At 65.0% G+C, this 18,405-nt stretch carries 21 protein-coding genes; 13 read left to right on the forward strand and 8 right to left on the reverse strand.

Annotated elements, in window-relative coordinates:
• Positions 1-73: 73 nt before the first annotated feature.
• The 7 genes from ACN0SE_RS15380 to mdh form a co-directional block, all read right to left on the reverse strand.
• Entirely contained in the window at positions 74-484 is a 411-nt protein-coding gene (locus ACN0SE_RS15380; protein WP_417525416.1) for an MAPEG family protein, read from the reverse strand.
• A gap of 91 nt (positions 485-575) precedes the next feature.
• The gene (locus ACN0SE_RS15385; protein ID WP_417525417.1) at positions 576-839 is read right to left on the reverse strand and encodes a hypothetical protein; all 264 of its coding nucleotides are present in this window, start codon (positions 837-839) and stop codon (positions 576-578) included.
• Positions 840-942: 103 nt separating this feature from the next.
• A complete protein-coding gene (gene odhB / locus ACN0SE_RS15390) occupies positions 943-2,487 on the reverse strand; it encodes a 2-oxoglutarate dehydrogenase complex dihydrolipoyllysine-residue succinyltransferase (protein ID WP_417525418.1) in 1,545 nt (514 codons plus the stop codon).
• A gap of 1 nt (position 2,488) precedes the next feature.
• Positions 2,489-5,461 carry a 2-oxoglutarate dehydrogenase E1 component gene (locus ACN0SE_RS15395; protein ID WP_417525419.1) on the reverse strand — a complete coding sequence of 991 codons (2,973 nt, stop codon included), beginning with the start codon at positions 5,459-5,461 and terminating at the stop codon, positions 2,489-2,491.
• A gap of 98 nt (positions 5,462-5,559) precedes the next feature.
• On the reverse strand, positions 5,560-6,447 hold the full coding sequence (gene sucD / locus ACN0SE_RS15400; protein WP_417525421.1) for a succinate--CoA ligase subunit alpha: 888 nt from the start codon (positions 6,445-6,447) through the stop codon (positions 5,560-5,562).
• Positions 6,448-6,532: 85 nt separating this feature from the next.
• Complete coding sequence (gene sucC / locus ACN0SE_RS15405) at positions 6,533-7,726, reverse strand: ADP-forming succinate--CoA ligase subunit beta (RefSeq protein ID WP_417525422.1); 1,194 nt, start codon at positions 7,724-7,726, stop codon at positions 6,533-6,535.
• Positions 7,727-8,064: 338 nt separating this feature from the next.
• A complete protein-coding gene (mdh, locus tag ACN0SE_RS15410; protein WP_417525423.1) occupies positions 8,065-9,027 on the reverse strand; it encodes a malate dehydrogenase in 963 nt (320 codons plus the stop codon).
• A gap of 159 nt (positions 9,028-9,186) precedes the next feature.
• Here mdh and ACN0SE_RS15415 point away from each other — a divergent pair, with 159 nt between their 5' ends.
• Positions 9,187-9,942: a sulfite exporter TauE/SafE family protein gene (locus tag ACN0SE_RS15415; protein WP_417525424.1), complete on the forward strand. Its 756-nt coding sequence runs from the start codon at positions 9,187-9,189 to the stop codon at positions 9,940-9,942.
• 178 nt (positions 9,943-10,120) lie between these two features.
• Here ACN0SE_RS15415 and ACN0SE_RS15420 read toward each other — a convergent pair whose 3' ends face one another.
• Positions 10,121-10,441, reverse strand: a complete 321-nt coding sequence (locus tag ACN0SE_RS15420) for a hypothetical protein (protein WP_417525425.1) — start codon at positions 10,439-10,441, stop codon at positions 10,121-10,123.
• A 205-nt stretch (positions 10,442-10,646) separates the two neighbouring features.
• Between ACN0SE_RS15420 and ACN0SE_RS15425 the strand changes: the two genes are divergently transcribed.
• From ACN0SE_RS15425 to ACN0SE_RS15480, 12 genes are all read left to right on the forward strand, one after another.
• Positions 10,647-11,504, forward strand: coding sequence for an HpcH/HpaI aldolase/citrate lyase family protein (locus tag ACN0SE_RS15425; protein ID WP_417525426.1), 858 nt, complete (start codon positions 10,647-10,649; stop codon positions 11,502-11,504).
• Positions 11,505-11,509: 5 nt separating this feature from the next.
• Positions 11,510-12,058, forward strand: coding sequence for an NnrU family protein (locus ACN0SE_RS15430; protein WP_417525427.1), 549 nt, complete (start codon positions 11,510-11,512; stop codon positions 12,056-12,058).
• Between the two features lie 4 nt (positions 12,059-12,062).
• Positions 12,063-12,266, forward strand: a complete 204-nt coding sequence (locus ACN0SE_RS15435) for a DUF1737 domain-containing protein (protein ID WP_417525428.1) — start codon at positions 12,063-12,065, stop codon at positions 12,264-12,266.
• Positions 12,266-13,303 (forward strand): MaoC family dehydratase, encoded by a 1,038-nt coding sequence (locus ACN0SE_RS15440; protein ID WP_417525429.1) that lies wholly within the window; start codon positions 12,266-12,268, stop codon positions 13,301-13,303. The genes ACN0SE_RS15435 and ACN0SE_RS15440 overlap by 1 nt, the downstream gene beginning before the upstream one ends.
• Before the next feature lie 337 nt (positions 13,304-13,640).
• The gene (sdhC, locus tag ACN0SE_RS15445; RefSeq protein ID WP_417525430.1) at positions 13,641-14,030 is read left to right on the forward strand and encodes a succinate dehydrogenase, cytochrome b556 subunit; all 390 of its coding nucleotides are present in this window, start codon (positions 13,641-13,643) and stop codon (positions 14,028-14,030) included.
• Between the two features lie 13 nt (positions 14,031-14,043).
• Positions 14,044-14,415 carry a succinate dehydrogenase, hydrophobic membrane anchor protein gene (gene sdhD, locus ACN0SE_RS15450; RefSeq protein ID WP_417525431.1) on the forward strand — a complete coding sequence of 124 codons (372 nt, stop codon included), beginning with the start codon at positions 14,044-14,046 and terminating at the stop codon, positions 14,413-14,415.
• 15 nt (positions 14,416-14,430) lie between these two features.
• The gene (gene sdhA, locus ACN0SE_RS15455) at positions 14,431-16,236 is read left to right on the forward strand and encodes a succinate dehydrogenase flavoprotein subunit (RefSeq protein ID WP_417525432.1); all 1,806 of its coding nucleotides are present in this window, start codon (positions 14,431-14,433) and stop codon (positions 16,234-16,236) included.
• Complete coding sequence (locus tag ACN0SE_RS15460) at positions 16,236-16,544, forward strand: hypothetical protein (RefSeq protein ID WP_417525433.1); 309 nt, start codon at positions 16,236-16,238, stop codon at positions 16,542-16,544. The genes sdhA and ACN0SE_RS15460 overlap by 1 nt, the downstream gene beginning before the upstream one ends.
• A 13-nt stretch (positions 16,545-16,557) precedes the next feature.
• Entirely contained in the window at positions 16,558-16,878 is a 321-nt protein-coding gene (locus tag ACN0SE_RS15465; protein WP_417525434.1) for a hypothetical protein, read from the forward strand.
• Positions 16,879-16,888: 10 nt separating this feature from the next.
• Positions 16,889-17,668, forward strand: coding sequence for a succinate dehydrogenase iron-sulfur subunit (locus tag ACN0SE_RS15470; RefSeq protein ID WP_417525435.1), 780 nt, complete (start codon positions 16,889-16,891; stop codon positions 17,666-17,668).
• Between the two features lie 246 nt (positions 17,669-17,914).
• Complete coding sequence (locus tag ACN0SE_RS15475; protein ID WP_417525436.1) at positions 17,915-18,106, forward strand: hypothetical protein; 192 nt, start codon at positions 17,915-17,917, stop codon at positions 18,104-18,106.
• A gap of 121 nt (positions 18,107-18,227) precedes the next feature.
• Positions 18,228-18,380 (forward strand): hypothetical protein, encoded by a 153-nt coding sequence (locus ACN0SE_RS15480; protein ID WP_417525437.1) that lies wholly within the window; start codon positions 18,228-18,230, stop codon positions 18,378-18,380.
• Positions 18,381-18,405 lie beyond the last annotated feature (25 nt).

Raw genomic sequence — 18,405 nt, forward strand, 5'->3', positions numbered from 1 at the left:
GGGGGGCTCTGCCCCGTCGCCTCTGGCGACTCCCCCGAGGGTATTTTCGAACAGAAGAAGAAGCGGGTCGTGCTCATAGCAGGGCCGCCAGGAGCAGGATCAGGATGGAGAGCAGGCCCAGCGCCCAGAAGACGGAGCGCCAGGGCACCCAGCCGAAGGCATAGGCCGGGATGTAGAGCAGCCGGGCCAGCAGGTAGAGGCCAGAGGCCAGGGCGGTGACGCCGCTGGCCTTGTCGGCGAAGGTGACGGTGAGCGTGGCGATGGCGAAGAGGATGAGGCTCTCGAAGTGGTTGTTCATCGCGCGGTAGAGCCGCGCGGTGCGCAGGCTGACCTGATCCTCGAGCGCGCCGCCCAGCCGGGCGCGGTCGCGCGGGCCCAGGGTCTTGCCGAAGCCCAGTTCGCGGTTGGCCGGGACCGCCATGAGGGCGATCTGGCCGATCTGCAGAAGTGCGGCGAGGGCGAGGGCGGTGAGCTCGGGGGTCACGGGTGCTGCGCGTCCCGGGCGTGACCCGGGACCTCCTGGCTGGGGGCGGGCGAGAGGCCCCGGAGCAGGTCCGGGGCGGCGTGCGCGGAGGTCATACCGTCTCGAGGATATGGCAGGCCGCGTCGCGCACCCCGGCCTTCTCGGCCCGGGCCCTGGCGCGCGGGCTGTCGATGAAGTCGCGCGCCTTGTCGAGGTCATTGGCTTCGAAGAGGCAGAACACCCGCGTCGGATTGCCGTGCTCCTGCCAGATCTGCAGCAGCGAAAGGCCGGCGTTGCGCTGGGCCTCGGTGTCGGCATCGAACTGCGTCTTCCAGCCGGCGAAATCGTCCAGGTCGTAACGGCAAAGCACTTGCATCTGTGACTCCTCGTGTCCGGCCCCCGGGGCGGGGCGTTGGGTGAGGAACGCGCCTCACCCGGTTGCAGGTCCGTCAGCGGCCGGGCCGAAGCCCGGCGCCAGGTTACAGGTCCATCAGCAGGCGCCGCGGGTCTTCCAACGCTTCCTTGACGCGCACGAGGAAGGTCACGGCGCCCTTGCCGTCGACGATGCGGTGATCGTAGCTCAGCGCCAGGTACATCATCGGGCGGATCTTGATCTCGCCGTTCACCACCATCGGCCGGTCCTGGATCTTGTGCATGCCGAGGATGCCCGACTGCGGCGGGTTGAGGATCGGCGAGGACATCAGCGAGCCGTAGACGCCGCCGTTGGAGATGGTGAAGGTGCCGCCCTGCATTTCCGCCATCGACAGCTTGCCGTCACGGGCGCGCTTGCCCTTTTCGGCGATCGCCTTTTCGATTTCGGCAAAGGACATCTGGTCGGCGTCGCGGATCACCGGGACGACGAGGCCCTGCGGCGTGCCGGCGGCGATGCCCATGTGCACGAAGTTCTTGTAGACGATGTCGGTGCCGTCGATCTCGGCGTTGACCTCGGGGACCTCGCGCAGGGCGTGGCAGCAGGCCTTGGTAAAGAAGGACATGAAGCCGAGCTTGACGTCATGCTTCTTCAGGAACAGGTCCTTGTACTCGTTGCGCAGCGCCATGACCTCGGTCATGTCGACCTCGTTGTAGGTGGTCAGGATCGCGGCGGTGTTCTGCGCGTCCTTGAGACGGCGGGCGATGGTCTGGCGCAGGCGGGTCATCTTGACCCGCTCCTCGCGAGAGGCGTCCTCGGCGGCCACAGGCGCACGCGGCGCGGCAGGGGCAGCGGGGGCAGAGGCCTTGGGGCCGGTGGCGGCGGCCACGGCCTTGGCCACGTCTTCCTTCATCACCCGACCGTCGCGGCCGGAACCCTCGACCTGATCGCGCGAGATGCCTTTTTCAGCCATGATCTTCTTGGCCGAGGGGGCATCTTCGATGTCTTCCTGGGCGCGGCCGGCGGGGGGCGTGGTGTACTGGCTGCCGCCGCCCGGGTGCTCGACGTCACCGCCAGAGGCGGCACCTGCGCCGGCCTCGGAGGAGATCACCGCCAGCTTGGCCGAGGCCTCGACGGTGTCGCCTTCCTTCGCGACGATCTCGGCCAGAACGCCGGTCGCGGGCGAGGGCACTTCGACGCTGACCTTGTCGGTCTCGAGCTCGCAGAGCATCTCGTCCTGGGCCACCGGGTCGCCGACCTTCTTGAACCAGGTCGAGACGGTCGCCTCGGTCACGCTTTCGCCCAGCGTCGGCACCATGACGTCGACGCTGTCGCCGCCACCGGATGCAGCTGCCGGCTTGTCGTCGCTCTTGGCAGAGGAGGGACGTTCCTGCGGCTCTTCCGCACCGGCCTCGCCGCTTTCGGCGATATTGGCCAGCAGCGCGTCGACGCCGACGGTCTCGCCTTCCTGCGCCACGATGTCGGCCAGGACACCGGCGGCGGGCGAGGGGACCTCGACCGTCACCTTGTCGGTTTCCAGCTCGCAGAGCATCTCGTCCACCGCAACGCTGTCGCCGGGTTTCTTGAACCAGGTTGCAACGGTGGCCTCGGTCACGGATTCGCCCAGCGTGGGCACGCGTACTTCGGTCGGCATATCAGTCGTTTCCTTCAATCGTCAGCGCCTGGTCGACCAGCGCCTGTTGTTGAGCTTTGTGTTGCGAGGCAAGGCCGGTGGCAGGCGATGCGCTGGCGGCGCGGCCAACATAGACCGGGCGGCTGTGGGTGGCGTTGATCCGGTTCAGAACCCATTCGAGGTTGGGCTCCATGAAGGTCCAGGCGCCCTGGTTCTTGGGCTCTTCCTGGCACCAGATCATCTGGGCATCCTTGAACCGTTCCAGCTCCTTGACCGCGGAAATCGCCGGGAAGGGATAGAACTGCTCGAAACGCATCAGGTAGATGTCGTCGATGCCGCGCTTGTCGCGTTCCTCGAGCAGGTCGTAGTAGACCTTGCCCGAGCACATGACCACGCGCTTGATCTTGTCGTCGGCCACCAGTTCGGTGTCGGAGTTGCCCTTCTGCGCATCGTCCCAGAGAACGCGGTGGAAGGACGACCCGGTGATGAAATCCTCGGCCTCGGAGATCGCCAGCTTGTGACGCAGCAGCGATTTCGGCGTCATCAGGATCAGCGGCTTGCGGAAGGTCCGGTGCAGCTGACGACGCAGGATGTGGAAGTAGTTCGCCGGCGTGGTGCAGTTCGCCACGATCCAGTTGTCCTGGCCACACATCTGCAGGAAGCGTTCGAGCCGGGCAGACGAGTGCTCGGGGCCCTGACCTTCGTAGCCATGCGGCAGCAGGCAGACGAGGCCCGACATCCGCAGCCACTTGGATTCGCCGGAGCTGACGAACTGGTCGAACATGATCTGCGCGCCATTGGCAAAGTCGCCGAACTGCGCTTCCCAGGCCACGAGCGCGTTGGGCTCGGCCAGCGAATAGCCGTATTCGAAGCCGCTCACCGCGTATTCCGACAGAGCGCTGTCAATCACGTCAAAGCGGGCCTGGCCCTCGCGGATGTGGTTGAGCGGGTAGTAGCGCTCTTCGGTGTCCTGGTTGATGATGCCGGAGTGCCGCTGCGAGAAGGTGCCGCGGGTGGAATCCTGCCCCGACAGACGCACCGGGTAGCCTTCGGTCAGGAGAGAGCCAAAGGCCAGCGCCTCGGCGGTCGCCCAGTCGAAGCCCTTGCCGCTGTCGAACATCTCTTTCTTGGCGTCGAGGATCCGCCCGACGGTGCGGTGCACCGGGAAGCCGTCGGGCAGGCGGGTCAGCGCTGTGCCCACTTCCTGCAGGGTCTCCGGCTTGATCGCGGTTTCGCCGCGCTGGTAGTCCTCTTCCGACTGCCGGTCGAGATGCGACCACTTGCCGTCGAGCCAGTCGGCTTTGTTGGGCTTGTAGTCCTTGCCGGCCTCGAACTCTTCGTTGAGCTTGGCCTGAAAGGCGGCCTTCATGTCCTCGATCTCGCCCTCGGGGATCAAGCCGTCCTTGACCAGCCGCTCGGTGTACAGCGACAGGGTCGTCTTGTGACCCTTGATCTTCTTGTACATGATCGGGTTGGTGAACATCGGCTCGTCGCCTTCGTTGTGACCGAAGCGGCGGTAGCAGAAGATGTCGATCACCACGTCCTTGTGGAACTTCTGGCGGAACTCGGTCGCCACCTTGGCGGCATGCACCACGGCCTCGGGGTCGTCACCGTTGACGTGGAAGATCGGCGCCTCGACCACCAGCGCGTTGTCGGTGGGATAGGGCGACGAACGCGAGAAGTGCGGCGCGGTGGTAAAGCCGATCTGGTTGTTCACCACGATGTGGATGGTGCCGCCGGTCTTGTGACCGCGCAGGCCCGAGAGCGCGAAACATTCCGCCACCACGCCCTGGCCGGCAAAGGCCGCGTCGCCGTGCAGCAGCACCGGGATCACGGTGGAATGCTCGGTGTCGTTGCGCTGGTCCTGCTTGGCGCGGGCCTTGCCCAGAACCACCGGGTTCACCGCCTCGAGGTGCGAGGGGTTGGCGGTCAGCGACAGGTGCACCTTGTTGCCGTCGAACTCGCGGTCCGACGAAGCACCGAGGTGGTATTTCACGTCGCCCGATCCGTCCACGTCCTCGGGCTTGAAGCTGCCGCCCTGAAATTCGTTGAAGATCGCCTTGTAGGGTTTGTTCATCACGTTCGCCAGAACGCTCAGCCGGCCGCGGTGGGGCATGCCGATGACGATTTCCTCGACACCCAGCGCGCCACCGCGCTTGATGATCTGCTCCATCGCCGGGATCAGGCTCTCGCCGCCATCAAGGCCGAAGCGCTTGGTGCCCATGTACTTGACGTGCAGGAATTTCTCGAAGCCCTCGGCCTCGACCATCTTGTTGAGGATCGCCTTGCGACCCTCGCGCGAGAAGCGCACTTCCTTGCCATAGCCTTCGATCCGTTCCTTGAGCCAGGCCGATTGCTCGGGGTCGGAGATATGCATGTACTGCAGCGCGAAAGTGCCGCAATAGGTCCGCTTCACGATCTCGACGATCTGCCGCATCGAGGCGATCTGCAGCCCCAGAACGTTGTCGATGAAGATCGGCCGGTCCATGTCGGCGGCGGTGAAGCCGTAGGTCTTGGGGTCGAGCTCGGGGTGCGGGCTGTCCTGGCGCAGGCCCAGCGGATCGAGATCGGCGGCCAGGTGGCCGCGAATACGGTAGGCCCGGATCAGCATCAGCGCCCGGATGCTGTCGAGCACGGCGCGCTGGATCTGGTCGTCGGTCAGTTCGACGCCCTGCGCACGGGCCTTGTCGGAGATTTTCTTGCCGGCGGCCTTGGCTTCGGCCGGCGGGGTCATCGGCCATTCGCCGGTCAGCGCGGCGGTGACGTCGTCACCGGGCTGCGGCGGCCAGTCGGCGCGCGCCCAGGAGGGGCCCTGCGCCTCTTTCTTGACGTCCAGGTCATCGTCGCCGAGCTGCCGGAAGAATTCCTGCCAGGACTCGTCGACCGCGGTCGGATCGCTGGCATAGCGCGCGTACATCTGTTCCAGATAGGCCGCGTTGTGGCCTTGCATGAAGCTCGAGGCCTTGAAGATGTCGTTGGGGCTTTGGTCGGTCATCTTTGCACCTTTGGCGGACGTGAACCGGTTGTCTTTCATCGGTAGGGCGGGGGTGACCCCGCCATACCATAGGATTGTTTTCGGCCTCTGACAGGGGGTCAGCCCTTGTCGATGGCTTCCTTGACCGCTTCGCCCAGGGTTGCCGGGCTGTCGGCCACGACGATTCCGGCCGAACGCATTGCCTCGATCTTGTCGTCGGCACCGCCCTTGCCACCGGCGACGATGGCGCCCGCGTGGCCCATGCGACGGCCCGGAGGCGCCGTGCGACCGGCGATGAAACCGGCGGTGGGCTTCCAGCGGCCCTTCTTCTTTTCGTCTGCGAGGAATTGTGCCGCTTCCTCTTCGGCAGAGCCGCCGATCTCGCCGATCATGATGATCGACTGGGTCTCGTCATCGGCAAGGAACATCTCCAGCACGTCGATGTGCTCGGTGCCCTTGATCGGGTCGCCGCCGATGCCTACGGCCGAGGACTGGCCGAGACCGAGGTCGGAGGTCTGCTTGACCGCCTCGTAGGTCAGCGTGCCCGAGCGCGAGACCACGCCGACAGAGCCGCGACGGTGGATGTGGCCGGGCATGATGCCGATCTTGCAGGCGTCGGGCGTGATGACACCGGGGCAGTTCGGGCCGATCAGCCGCGACTTCGAGGTTTCCAGCGCGCGCTTGACCTTCATCATGTCGAGCACAGGGATGCCTTCGGTGATGCAGACGATCAGCTCCATCTCGGCGTCGATCGCCTCGAGGATCGAGTCGGCGGCGAAGGGCGGCGGGACGTAGATGACCGAGGCATTGGCTTCGGTCTTGGCCTTGGCTTCGTGCACCGAGTTGAAGACCGGCAGGTCGAGGTGGGTCTGACCGCCCTTGCCGGGGGTGACGCCGCCGACCATCTTGGTGCCGTATGCGATGGCCTGTTCGGTGTGGAAGGTGCCCTGCGAGCCGGTGAGGCCCTGACAGATCACCTTGGTGTTTTCGTCTACGAGGACTGCCATTTGAAGGAGTCTCCTTGTCGTTGTCGTAGGGTGGGTCTGCGACCCACCGAGATCCGCGAAGGTGGGTTACAAACCCACCCTACGATTACCCTTTGACCGCTTTCACGATCTTCTGGGCGCCATCCTTCAAGTCGTCGGCGGCAATCACGTCAACATCGCTGTTGTTGATGATCTCCTTGCCCTTCTCGACGTTGGTGCCTTCCAGACGCACCACCAGCGGCACCTTCAGGCCAACCTCTTTCACCGCGGCGATCACGCCCTCGGCAATGACGTCGCAGCGCATGATGCCGCCGAAGATGTTGACCAGGATGCCTTTGACGTTGGGATCGGAGGTGATGATCTTGAACGCCTCGGTCACCTTCTCCTTGGTGGCGCCGCCACCGACGTCGAGAAAGTTGGCAGGCTCGGCCCCGTAGAGCTTGATGATGTCCATCGTCGCCATGGCAAGGCCCGCGCCGTTGACCATGCAGCCGATTTCGCCGTCGAGCGCGATGTAGTTGAGGTCGTACTTCGACGCCTCGAGTTCCTTGCTGTCCTCTTCAGAGGTGTCGCGCAGTTCGGCGATGTCGGGATGGCGGTAGATCGCGTTGCCGTCAAAGCCCATCTTGGCGTCGAGGCATTTCAGATCACCGCCGTCCGAGACGATCAGCGGGTTTATCTCGAGCATCTCCATGTCCTTGTCGATGAACAGCTGGTAGAGCGTGCCCATCAGCTGGACGCATTGCTTCACCTGCTTGCCTTCGAGGCCCAGCATGAAGGCGATGCGGCGGCCGTGGAACGGCTGATAACCGGTGGCGGGATCGACCGAGAACGACAGGATTTTCTCGGGCGTCTCTGCCGCCACTTCCTCGATGTCCATGCCGCCTTCGGTCGAGCAGACAAAGGACACGCGCGAAGTCTGACGGTCGACCAGCAGCGCGAGGTAAAGCTCTTTCTCGATACCGGAGCCGTCTTCGATGTAGATGCGGTTGACCTGCTTGCCCTCGGGGCCGGTCTGGTGTGTGACCAGCGTGCGGCCGAGCATCTTCTTGGCTTCCTCGGCGGCTTCCTCGACCGACTTGGCCAGCCGCACGCCGCCTTTTTCGCCAGCGGAGGCTTCCTTGAAGGAGCCCTTGCCGCGGCCACCGGCGTGGATCTGGGCCTTGACCACCCAGAGCGGGCCGTCCATCTCGCCAGCCTTGGTCTTGGCCTCTTCCGCCTTGAGTACGACACGCCCGTCCGAAACCGGCGCACCGTAGGAGCGAAGCAGTGCCTTCGCCTGATACTCATGAATGTTCATGGATCAACTGTCCCGTCTTGCTGCAATTGCATTGTGCCATTGCATATTGAAAACAGGTTTCTAAACGTAAAACTGTCGCATGGGCACTGTTAGCGCAGAAAATCCGACATTTGTGATCACACGATTTCAGCGTGTGATCACAAACCGTCAGTGGCCGTTGATGCTGGTATGAGCTGGCTGCGAATCACCTGGGAGTCTGCCTGCTTGTCCCTTGCGGACCTTGGGGAAACCGAGCGGCAGGTGTCGGCTTTGGCGCGCAACAGGTCGCGCGGCCCCGGTGACACAGCAAAAAGGGCGCCCCGGAAAGGACGCCCCTGAAAGTCTTGCGGGCCGCTGGATCAGGCCAGCGAGCTGTCGATGCCCTTGCAGGCTTCGACCAGGCCTTTGACGGCCTTGACCGAGGCGTCGAACATCTCCTGCTCCTGCTTGTTGAGCTTGATGTTGACGATGCGCTCGACGCCGCCGGCGCCGATCACCGTGGGCACGCCCACATACATGCCGTTCAGGCCGAACTCGCCGTCGCAATAGGCGGCGCAGGGCAGAACGCGCTTCTGGTCCTTGAGGTAGGCTTCCGCCATCTCGATCGCCGAGGTGGCCGGCGCGTAGAAGGCCGAACCGGTCTTCAGCAGGCCGACGATTTCGGCGCCGCCGTCACGGGTGCGCTGAACGATGGCGTCCAGTTTCTCCTGCGTGGTCCAGCCCATTTCCACCAGATCGGGGAGCGGGATGCCGGCAACGGTGGAATAGCGCACCGAGGGCACCATGGTGTCGCCGTGGCCGCCCAGAACGAAGGCGGTGACGTCCTTCATCGAGACGTCGAATTCCGAAGCGAGGAAGTGGCGGAAGCGCGCCGAATCGAGCACGCCGGCCATGCCGCAGACCTTCTCGGCCGGCAGGCCGGAGAATTGCTGCAGCGCCCAGACCATCGCGTCGAGCGGGTTTGTGATGCAGATCACGAAGGCGTCGGGCGCGTTGTCGCGGATGCCTTCACCGACGGATTTCATCACCTTGAGGTTGATGCCCAGCAGGTCGTCGCGGCTCATGCCCGGCTTGCGCGGAACACCGGCGGTGACGATGCAGACGTCGGCGCCGGCGATGTCGGCGTAATCCTGGGTGCCCTTGAGCTTGGCGTCAAAGCCTTCGGAGGGGCCGGACTCGGCGATGTCGAGCGCCTTGCCTTCGGGCGTACCTTCGGCAATGTCGAACAGGACGACATCGCCCAGTTCCTTGAGCGCGACCAGATGGGCGAGGGTGCCGCCGATCTGTCCCGCGCCGATCAAAGCGATCTTGGGTCTGGCCATGAAATTTCTCCGGTCGGTGTTGAATTTGGCCGTTTGCGTAAGCCGGAATGCGGCGCTGTGCAAGAGCGCTGCGCTGCGGCGCGGTTTTGCGGATCGGCTGGAAGTGGCGGCTCGATAGCGCTAAAGACCCGCGAACAAGGGACGTTAGGCGAGGCGGACATGCTGGAATTCACCCCCGGATTTTTCGCGGTCGCCCTGCCGGCGGTGGCCTTTGCCGGGGTGTCCAAGGCCGGTTTCGGCTCTGGCGCCTCATTTGCAAGTGCCTCGATTCTGGCACTTGTTCTGCCGCCGGGGCTGGCGCTGGGCATCATGCTGCCGCTTCTGATGCTGATCGACGTGGCCAGCCTGAAGCCCTATTGGCGCCGCTGGTCCTGGCCCGAGGCACGGGCGTTGATGCTGGGCGCGCTGCCCGGCGTGACCCTGGGCGCGCTGCTCTATCGCGCGGCCGAAGACGATGCGATCCGGCTGTTGATCGGGGCGATTTCGCTGGGGTTCGTCGCCTGGCAGATCAGCCTGGCGCGCGGCTGGATCACCCTGGGCGGCCGGCCGCTGCCGGTGCGCGGCGGCTATCTGGCGGGGATGACCGCCGGTTTCACCAGCTTCATCAGCCATGCCGGCGGGCCGCCGGCGGCGGTCTTTCTTCTGGGCCGCAAGCTCGACAAGACGCGCTATCAGGCGACCACGGTCATCGTCTTCTGGGCGATCAACCTGTTCAAGTTCGTGCCCTACAGCTTTCTCGGCATCTTCAGCCTGCAGACCCTTCAGGCCGACCTGCTGCTGGCGCCCGCCGCGCTGCTCGGTGCGTGGCTGGGGGTGAAGGCGCATCACATGATCCCCGAGCGGGCGTTCTTTGCGCTGACCTATGTGCTTTTGACCTGCACCGGGTCGAAGCTGATCTTCGACGCTTTGACCTGAGGGTTTCGCCGCGCCTGCGCGCGTCGACGGGGGGCGGGCTGCGCCCGCCGGGGGAGTATGAGTGGGGCGGCGCCTTGCCCGCAGTTTTTTTAGGTGGGGGGGCTTTGCCCCCCGGGCCTGCGGCCTCCCCCCAAGGGTATTTGTGAACAGAAGAAGCAGGGGGATCGGGCGTCTTCGGTCAGGCGTCGTTGCCCTTGGCGGGCAGGGGGTCCGAAAGGGTCTCGAAGGCCTGACCGGCGGCCATCAGGCAGGTGATGCCGTTGGCGGTGGTCACGGTGATGGTCCAGCTGCCAGTCTCTTGCGAGGCGAACAGCTCCATCACCGCGTTGTTGCCGCCTAGACCCATCGACTGGCGGCTTTCGCCATAGGTCTCGGCCAGTCGGGCGATCACCGCGGCGCGCGGCGCGCAATTGGGGTTGCCCTGCGCCGCGGCGCCCTGGGCGGCCAGCGCCAGCAGACAGGCGCCGAGGCCGAGGCTGAGTTCGAAAGCATGTTTCATGTCGGTCCCTCTGGTTGGGGGCAGCGCCGGAGGGGCCTGCCGATCCTGACCTCAGCCTGCCGAAAATTGGTTAAGACCGCGGTAAACCCACCGAACGGTGCCCGGAGACGCGTTTTTTTGCTGCGCTGCGGCGCTTCCCCTCTTGAACTTTTTGCAAAAGCCTGACCGTAATCCGCGCAACAATGTTGCAAGGAGGATCCTCTCGATGGACATGCGCGCGCGCCCCTACCGTTCCGTTCTCTACATCCCCGGTTCCAAGACCCGGGCGCTCGACAAGGCGCGGAGCATGGCGGTCGATGCGATCATCTTCGATCTCGAGGATGCGGTCTCGGTCGAGGAAAAGGCCAATGCGCGCCAGACCCTGGCCACGGCGCTGGCCGAGGATGGCTATGGCCGGCGGATGAAGATCGTGCGGATCAACGGGCTCGACACCGACTGGGGCCGCGCCGATGCCGAGGCGGTGGTGGCGATGCAGCCCGACGCGGTGCTGCTGCCCAAGGTCAACGGCCCCGCCGATCTGGATGCCCTGGCCGAGATCACCGGCGACCTGCCGATCTGGGCAATGATGGAGACGCCGCTCGGTATGCTCAATGCCGCGGCGATTGCCGCCCATCCAAGGCTCGCGGGCTTTGTCATGGGCACCAATGACCTGGCCAAGGACCTGCAATGCCGCTTCCGTGCCGACCGGCTGCCGCTGATGACCTCGCTCGGGCTCTGCCTGCTGGCCGCCAAGGCGCATGGGGTGGTGATCGTCGACGGGGTCTACAATGCCTTCAAGGATGACGAGGGGCTGCGCGCCGAATGCCGGCAGGGCCGCGACATGGGCATGGACGGCAAGACGCTGATCCACCCGGCGCAGGTCGAGATCGCCAACGCGGCCTTTGCCCCCTCGGAGGAAGAGACCGACCTGGCCCGCCGGCAGATTGCCGCTTTTGAGGAGGCCGAGCGCCAGGGGCAGGGGGTCGCCGTCGTCGACGGGCGCATCGTCGAGAACCTGCATGTTGCCACGGCGCGCGAGATACTGGCAAAAGCAGAGGCAATCGCAGCCCTCGCATCGGAGTAACCCTCATGTTCGTCCTGATCCTCGGCCTCGCCCTCTGGGCATTGGCACATTTCTTCAAGCGCCTGGCGCCGGAACGCCGCGCCGCCATGGGCGACAAGGGCAAGGGGGTCGTGGCGCTGGTGCTGGTGCTCTCGGTGGTGCTGATGGTGCTGGGCTACCGCGCCGCCCCCTACGTCGACGTCTGGTCGCCGCCGGCCTGGGCGCGGCATCTCAACAACCTGATGGTTCTGGTGGCGATCTTCATGATGTCGCCGGCGCCGAAAAAAGGCCGGCTGCTCTCGGGCATGCGTCACCCGATGCTGATGGGCTTCGGCCTCTGGGCGCTGGCGCATCTGCTGGTCAACGGCGATGTCGCCTCGATCGTGCTGTTTGGCGGTCTGCTGGTCTGGGCCTTTGCCGAGATCAAGGTGATCAACCGGGCGGAACCCAACTGGGTGGCGCCGGCGCCGGGCTCCTACGGCAAGGACGCCATGTTCTTTGTGGCCTCGATCGTGCTTCTGGGCATGATCGGCTATATCCACGGGCTGATCGGCCCGTCACCATTCGCGGGGTAACTGCATGAAACTCTATCGTTTTCTTTCCGCCGACGACACGTCGGAGTTCTGCCACAAGGTCACGGCCGCACTCGACAAGGGTTGGTCGCTCTACGGCGATCCGACCTATGCCTTCGACCATGCCAATGGCGTCATGCGCTGCGGACAGGCCGTGACCAAGGAGGTCGAGGGGCAATATTCGCCGGACATGAAGCTGGGGGCGCAGTGATGGGGGCAGCCAAGACCAACCCGGGCCGCTTCTTCGAGGATTACCGGCTGGGCGAGATGATCCGTCACGCCGTGCCGCGCACCGTTTCCGGCGGTGAACGGGCGCTTTACCACGCGCTCTACCCGGCGCGGCATGCGCTTTATTCCTCTGACGAATTTGCCAGGGCCTCCGGCCTGCCGGCGGCGCCGATCGACGACCTCGCGGCCTTTCACGTGGTCTTCGGCAAGACGGTGCCGGACATCTCGCTCAATGCCGTGGCCAACCTCGGCTATGCCGAGGGGCGCTGGCATCTGCCGGTCTATCCCGGCGATACCCTGCGGTCCGAGAGCGAGGTGATCGGTCTCAAGCAGAACTCCAACGGCAAATCCGGGGTGGTCTATGTCCGCACCCGCGGGCTGAACCAGCGTGATGACGTGGTGATGGACTACGTGCGCTGGGTCATGGTGCGCAAGAACGACCTCGATGCGCCGGCGCCAGAGACGGTGATCCCCGAGCTGCAAAAGGTGATCCCGGCCGAGGATCTGGTGATCCCCGAGGGCCTCGACTTCACCCGCTACGATTTCGATCTGGCAGGCGAGGCGCATCGCTGGGGGGATTACGCGGTCGGCGAGACCATCGACCACGTCGACGGCGTCACCATCGAAGAGGCCGAGCACATGCTGGCCACCCGGCTTTGGCAGAACACCGCCAAGGTGCATTTCGATGCCACCTTCCGGCCCGACGGGCAGCGGCTGATCTATGGCGGGCATGTCATCTCGTTGGCGCGCGCGCTCAGCTTCAACGGGCTGGCCAATGCGCAGATGATCGTCGGGCTGAACGGCGGGGCGCATGCCAACCCCTGCTATGCCGGGCTGACGGTCAAGGCCTGGTCAGAGGTGCTGGACAAGGCCGAAACCGCGGCGCCGGGCGTCGGCGCGATCCGGCTGCGGCTGGTGGCGACCTCGGGCGGCGAAGCCTTTACGCTGAAGGGCGAGGATGGCCGGTATCTGCCACATGTGCTGCTTGATCTGGACTACTGGGCGTTGATGCCGATGTGAGGCGTCGGAGGGCGCGTGACCGCGCTCTCTCGGCCCTCGGGACAGGCGCCGGAACACCCTCCGGCGACCATCCCGTTTCGTGATCACAAAACCCCGCGGGCGTGATCGCTAACAATTTCCGACAGTTCTTGGCGGGATTGCGACGGTGGGGTCGGTGGCGAATCGCGGCTGTTTCTGCAAAGCGGCATTTTTGTGATCACTGCATCCGACCCTGTGATCACAAAGTCGGAAAAATCCCTGCATTGCGCCAAAAAACCGCGGTTTAATGCCGGTGCGCCCGGTGACAGCGCGCGAAAAATCCTTATCACGGTAGCCAAGAGAACCGAAAGGACGCGCCATGGCCGATGTAAATCGCGGCAACCGACCGCTTTCGCCCTTCATGCTGGGCAAGTATTACAGGTTTCAGCTCAACTCAGTGACCTCGATCCTCACCCGGATCACCGGCAACGCCCTGTTGCTGGGCGCGCTGCTGGTGGTCTGGTGGCTGCTCGCCGCGGCCTCGGGGCCGGAGTATTTCGCCACGGTCGACTGGATCGTCACCAGCTTCATCGGCGATGTGATCATGTTCCTGTCGCTCTGGGCGCTGTGGTACCACACGCTGGCCGGCGTGCGGCACATCATCTGGGACCAGGCGGTGGCGCTGGATATCCGCACCGCCGACATGCTTGGCTGGGGCGTGATCGGCGGCTCGGTCCTGCTCACCCTGATCACCGTCCTGTTCATCTGAGAAAGGCGCCGACATGTCATTCCTGACCGATTACAAACGCGCCGTGGGCTGGGGTTCTGCCAAGTCCGGCACGATGCATCACTGGCGGATGAAGATCTCTTCCGTCGCGCTGCTGATCCTGATCCCGCTCTTCGTGTTCAACTTTGGCGCCATCCTCGGCGCGCCTTATGAAGAGGTGGTGGCCCATTACGCCCGGCCCTGGCCCGCGATCATCGCCGCGCTGACAATCGTCGTCGGCTTCATGCACTTCAAGGACGGCGCGCAGATCATGATCGAGGATTATGTCCACGGTCTCACCGGCAAGGTGCTGATCCTCGGCGTCATCCTTCTGTCTTATGCCGCTGCGGCGACCGGCGTCTTCGCCCTCGCCAAGCTGGCCCTTTGAATACCGGAGCTTCTGATGGCTGAATATTCCTACGAGACGCATGATTATGACGTCGTGGTTGTCGGCGCCGGCGGCGCCGGGCTTCGCGCCACGCTGGGCATGGCCGAACAGGGGTTGCGCACCGCCTGCGTGACCAAGGTCTTCCCGACCCGTTCGCACACCGTGGCGGCGCAGGGTGGCATCGCCGCTTCGCTGTCGAACATGGGCCCGGACCACTGGCAGTGGCACATGTACGACACGGTGAAGGGCTCTGACTGGCTGGGCGACACCGACGCGATGGAATACCTCGCGCGGGAAGCGCCCAAGGCGGTCTACGAGCTTGAGCACTACGGCGTGCCGTTCTCGCGCACCGAAGAAGGCAAGATCTACCAACGCCCGTTCGGCGGCCACACCACCGAGTTCGGTGAAGGTCCCGCCGTGCAGCGCACCTGCGCCGCCGCTGACCGGACCGGCCACGCCATCCTCCACACGCTCTACGGCCAGTCGCTGAAGCAAAAGGCCGAGTTCTACGTCGAATATTTCGCCATCGACCTGCTGATGAGCGAAGACGGCGCCTGCCAAGGCGTGCTTTGCTGGAAGCTCGACGACGGCACCATGCATGTCTTCAACGCCAAGACCGTGGTGCTGGCGACCGGCGGTTACGGCCGCGCCTATTTCTCGGCGACCTCCGCCCATACCTGCACCGGCGACGGTGGCGGCATGGTGGCGCGCGCGGGCCTGCCGCTGCAGGACATGGAGTTCGTGCAGTTCCACCCCACCGGCATCTACGGCTCGGGCTGCCTGATCACCGAGGGCGCGCGCGGCGAGGGCGGTTACCTCACCAACTCCGAGGGCGAGCGCTTCATGGAGCGTTATGCACCGCAGTACAAGGATCTCGCGCCGCGCGACTACGTCAGCCGCTCGATGACCATGGAAATCCGCGAAGGCCGCGGTGTCGGCGACGAGGGGGATCACATCCACCTCAACCTGTCGCACCTGCCGCCCGAGGCTCTGGCCGAACGCCTGCCGGGCATCTCGGAGTCGGCCAAGATCTTTGCCGGGGTCGACGTCACCAAGGAACCGATCCCGGTGCTGCCGACGGTGCACTACAACATGGGCGGCATCCCCACGAACTATTGGGGCGAGGTGCTGAACCCGACCGAGGACGACCCCAACCGCATCGTGCCCGGCCTGATGGCCGTGGGCGAGGCCGGCTGCGCCTCGGTGCATGGCGCCAACCGTCTGGGGTCCAACTCGCTCATCGACCTCGTGGTCTTTGGCCGCGCCGCGGCGATCCGCGCCGGCAAGGTGGTGAACCCCGAAAGCGCGGTGCCCACCGCGCCCAAGGCCGAGATCGACAAGGCGCTCGACCGCTTCGACGGGCTGCGCAATGCCAAGGGCGGCACGCCCACCGCGGAGCTGCGCCTCGAGATGCAGAAATGCATGCAGGACGATGCCGCGGTCTTCCGCACCGCCGAGACCCTGTCTCAGGGCGTCGAGAAGATGACCAAGATCGCGGCCAAGCTGGATGACCTTCAGGTCACCGACCGCTCGCTGGTCTGGAACTCGGACCTGATGGAGACGCTGGAGCTGACCAACCTGATGCCCAACGCGCTGGCCACCATCGTCGGCGCCGAGGCGCGCAAGGAAAGCCGCGGCGCGCATGCGCACGAGGACTTCCCCAAGCGCGACGACGACAACTGGCGGGTGCACACCATTGCCGTGGTGGATGGAAACAAGGTCGATCTGAGCTACCGTCCTGTGGTCAAGGATCCGCTTACCTCGGAAGACGAGGGTGGCATTTCGCTCAAGCGGATCGCGCCAAAGGAAAGGACGTTCTGATGAAACCGATCCAAGCATGTTCCGCAGCCCTGCTCGCAGCCCTGCTGGCCGCGCCCGCCGTGGCCCAGGAGGCCTATGTCGAGGTGCTGGGCGGCAAGGGCTATGTCGAGGAGCTTGGCAGCACGAGCCACGCCGAGGACTATGGCCGCAAGGGCTATGTGCCGGTTGCCGACAGCTATGCACCCGCCGCCCGCACCCGGGTGCGGGTTTCGGGCGTGGCGGTGCGGCAGGTCTCCGTGGTGCTGCCCGGCTGTGTCATGGGCATGGGCGTGATGCAGCGCGGCACGCTGATCTGTCCGGGCCACTGAGGTGAGCGCCAAGATGGGTCCCAAGTTCCTCTCCCTCGCCGCCCTGGCGCTGCTGTTCGGCGCCTGTTCGCCGGCCTCACAGGACCAGCTGGCGCGCGGCGCGGCGAAATCGGTGGTCGCCCGCACCGCCGCCGAGCGTCTGCCCGGCGTGCCGGTCGAGCCCTTCACCAACTGCATCATCGACAATGCCAGCAGCCAGCAGATCTTGGTGCTGGCCACTGACAGCGTGACCGGCCCCACCGCCTCGACCTGGGAAATCATCACCGGGATTGCGCGCAAACCCGAGACCCTCCAATGCCTGCTGACCAACGGCGTCGGCGCCTTGCTGCGATAGGAGCAACGACATGGTACAACTGACCCTCCCGAAGAATTCCCGCATCAAGACGGGCAAGACCTGGCCCAAGCCCGAGGGCGCGACCAACGTGCGCAAGTTCCAGATCTATCGCTGGAGCCCCGAGGCGGGCGGCAATCCGACGGTCGACACCTATTTCCTCGACATGGACAAATGCGGGCCGATGGTCCTGGACGCGCTGATCAAGATCAAGAACGAGATCGATCCGACGCTGACCTTCCGCCGGTCCTGCCGGGAGGGGATCTGCGGCTCCTGCGCGATGAACATCGACGGCATCAACACCCTGGCCTGCATCTACGGGCTCGACGAGATCACCGGCGATGTCCGGATCTATCCGCTGCCGCACATGCCGGTGGTCAAGGACCTGATCCCGGATCTCACGCATTTCTACGCCCAGCATGCCTCGATCATGCCCTGGCTCGAGACCAAGACCAACCGGCCGGCCAAGGAATGGCGCCAGTCGATCGAGGACCGCAAGAAGCTCGACGGGCTCTATGAATGCGTGATGTGCGCGTCCTGCTCGACCTCCTGCCCGTCCTATTGGTGGAACGGCGACCGCTACCTCGGGCCGGCGGCGCTGCTGCATGCCTATCGCTGGATCATCGACAGCCGCGACGAGGCCACCGGCGAGCGGCTTGACGATCTCGAGGATCCCTTCAAGCTCTATCGCTGCCACACCATCATGAACTGCACCAAGACTTGCCCCAAGGGGTTGAACCCGGCGCTGGCGATCTCGCAGATCAAGAAGATGATGGTCGAACGCGCGGTCTGATTTCGGATTTCGCCGCGCCTGCGCGCGTCGACAGGCGGGGGGCTTCGCCCCCCGTTTTTTATTGGCGATGCCTGAGGCCGGCGTGCCATGTCGAGGGGCGGGATATCGGGGGGCTTTGCCCCCCGGACCCCCCAGCGGTATTTTCAAAGAGAAGAAGCGGAGATGGGGTGCCTTGGGACCCTGGCTGGATCGCGGGGTGTCCGGGGCCAGGTTTTCCCGCATGGATCTGGGAGAGGCGGGTTTGCAATGATCGTGGTTCTGGGGCTGATCCTGGCCTTTGTCTTGCTGCTGGTGTTCTCGAAGCCGGCATTGCGACACTGCCGCTGGCGGGAACGGCGCGGGACAGAGGAGAGCCTGTGGCGCTGCGCCTATTGCGGGGCCGAGGTGACCGGCGCGCCGGGTGTGCCGCCCAAGGTCTGTTTGCGCAATTCCGGGTGACGTTGCGGAGCCTTGCGTCAGCTGCAAGGCGCTTTTGCACAGATGGGGGATGTCACCGTGGGGCGGGCGGCCTAGGTCACCGGGCAGGGAGGAGGTTTCGCAGGTAACGAAAGGCACTCCCATGCAGACCCCCGAGCATCACGATATCCCCGAAACACCCGAGGCTGAAGCCGAAGCCGCGCTGGCCGTTCTGGACGAGGCCTGGGCCTATTACAGCCATGAGCCGCTGCCGGCCCGGGATGCCCCGGCCTATACCGCGCCCTTGGCGGCGTGAGACCGTCAAATCGTGCCCTGTCGGT

The sequence above is a fragment of the Marinovum sp. genome, assembly GCF_048263515.1.
Classification (GTDB): Bacteria; Pseudomonadota; Alphaproteobacteria; order Rhodobacterales; family Rhodobacteraceae; genus Marinovum.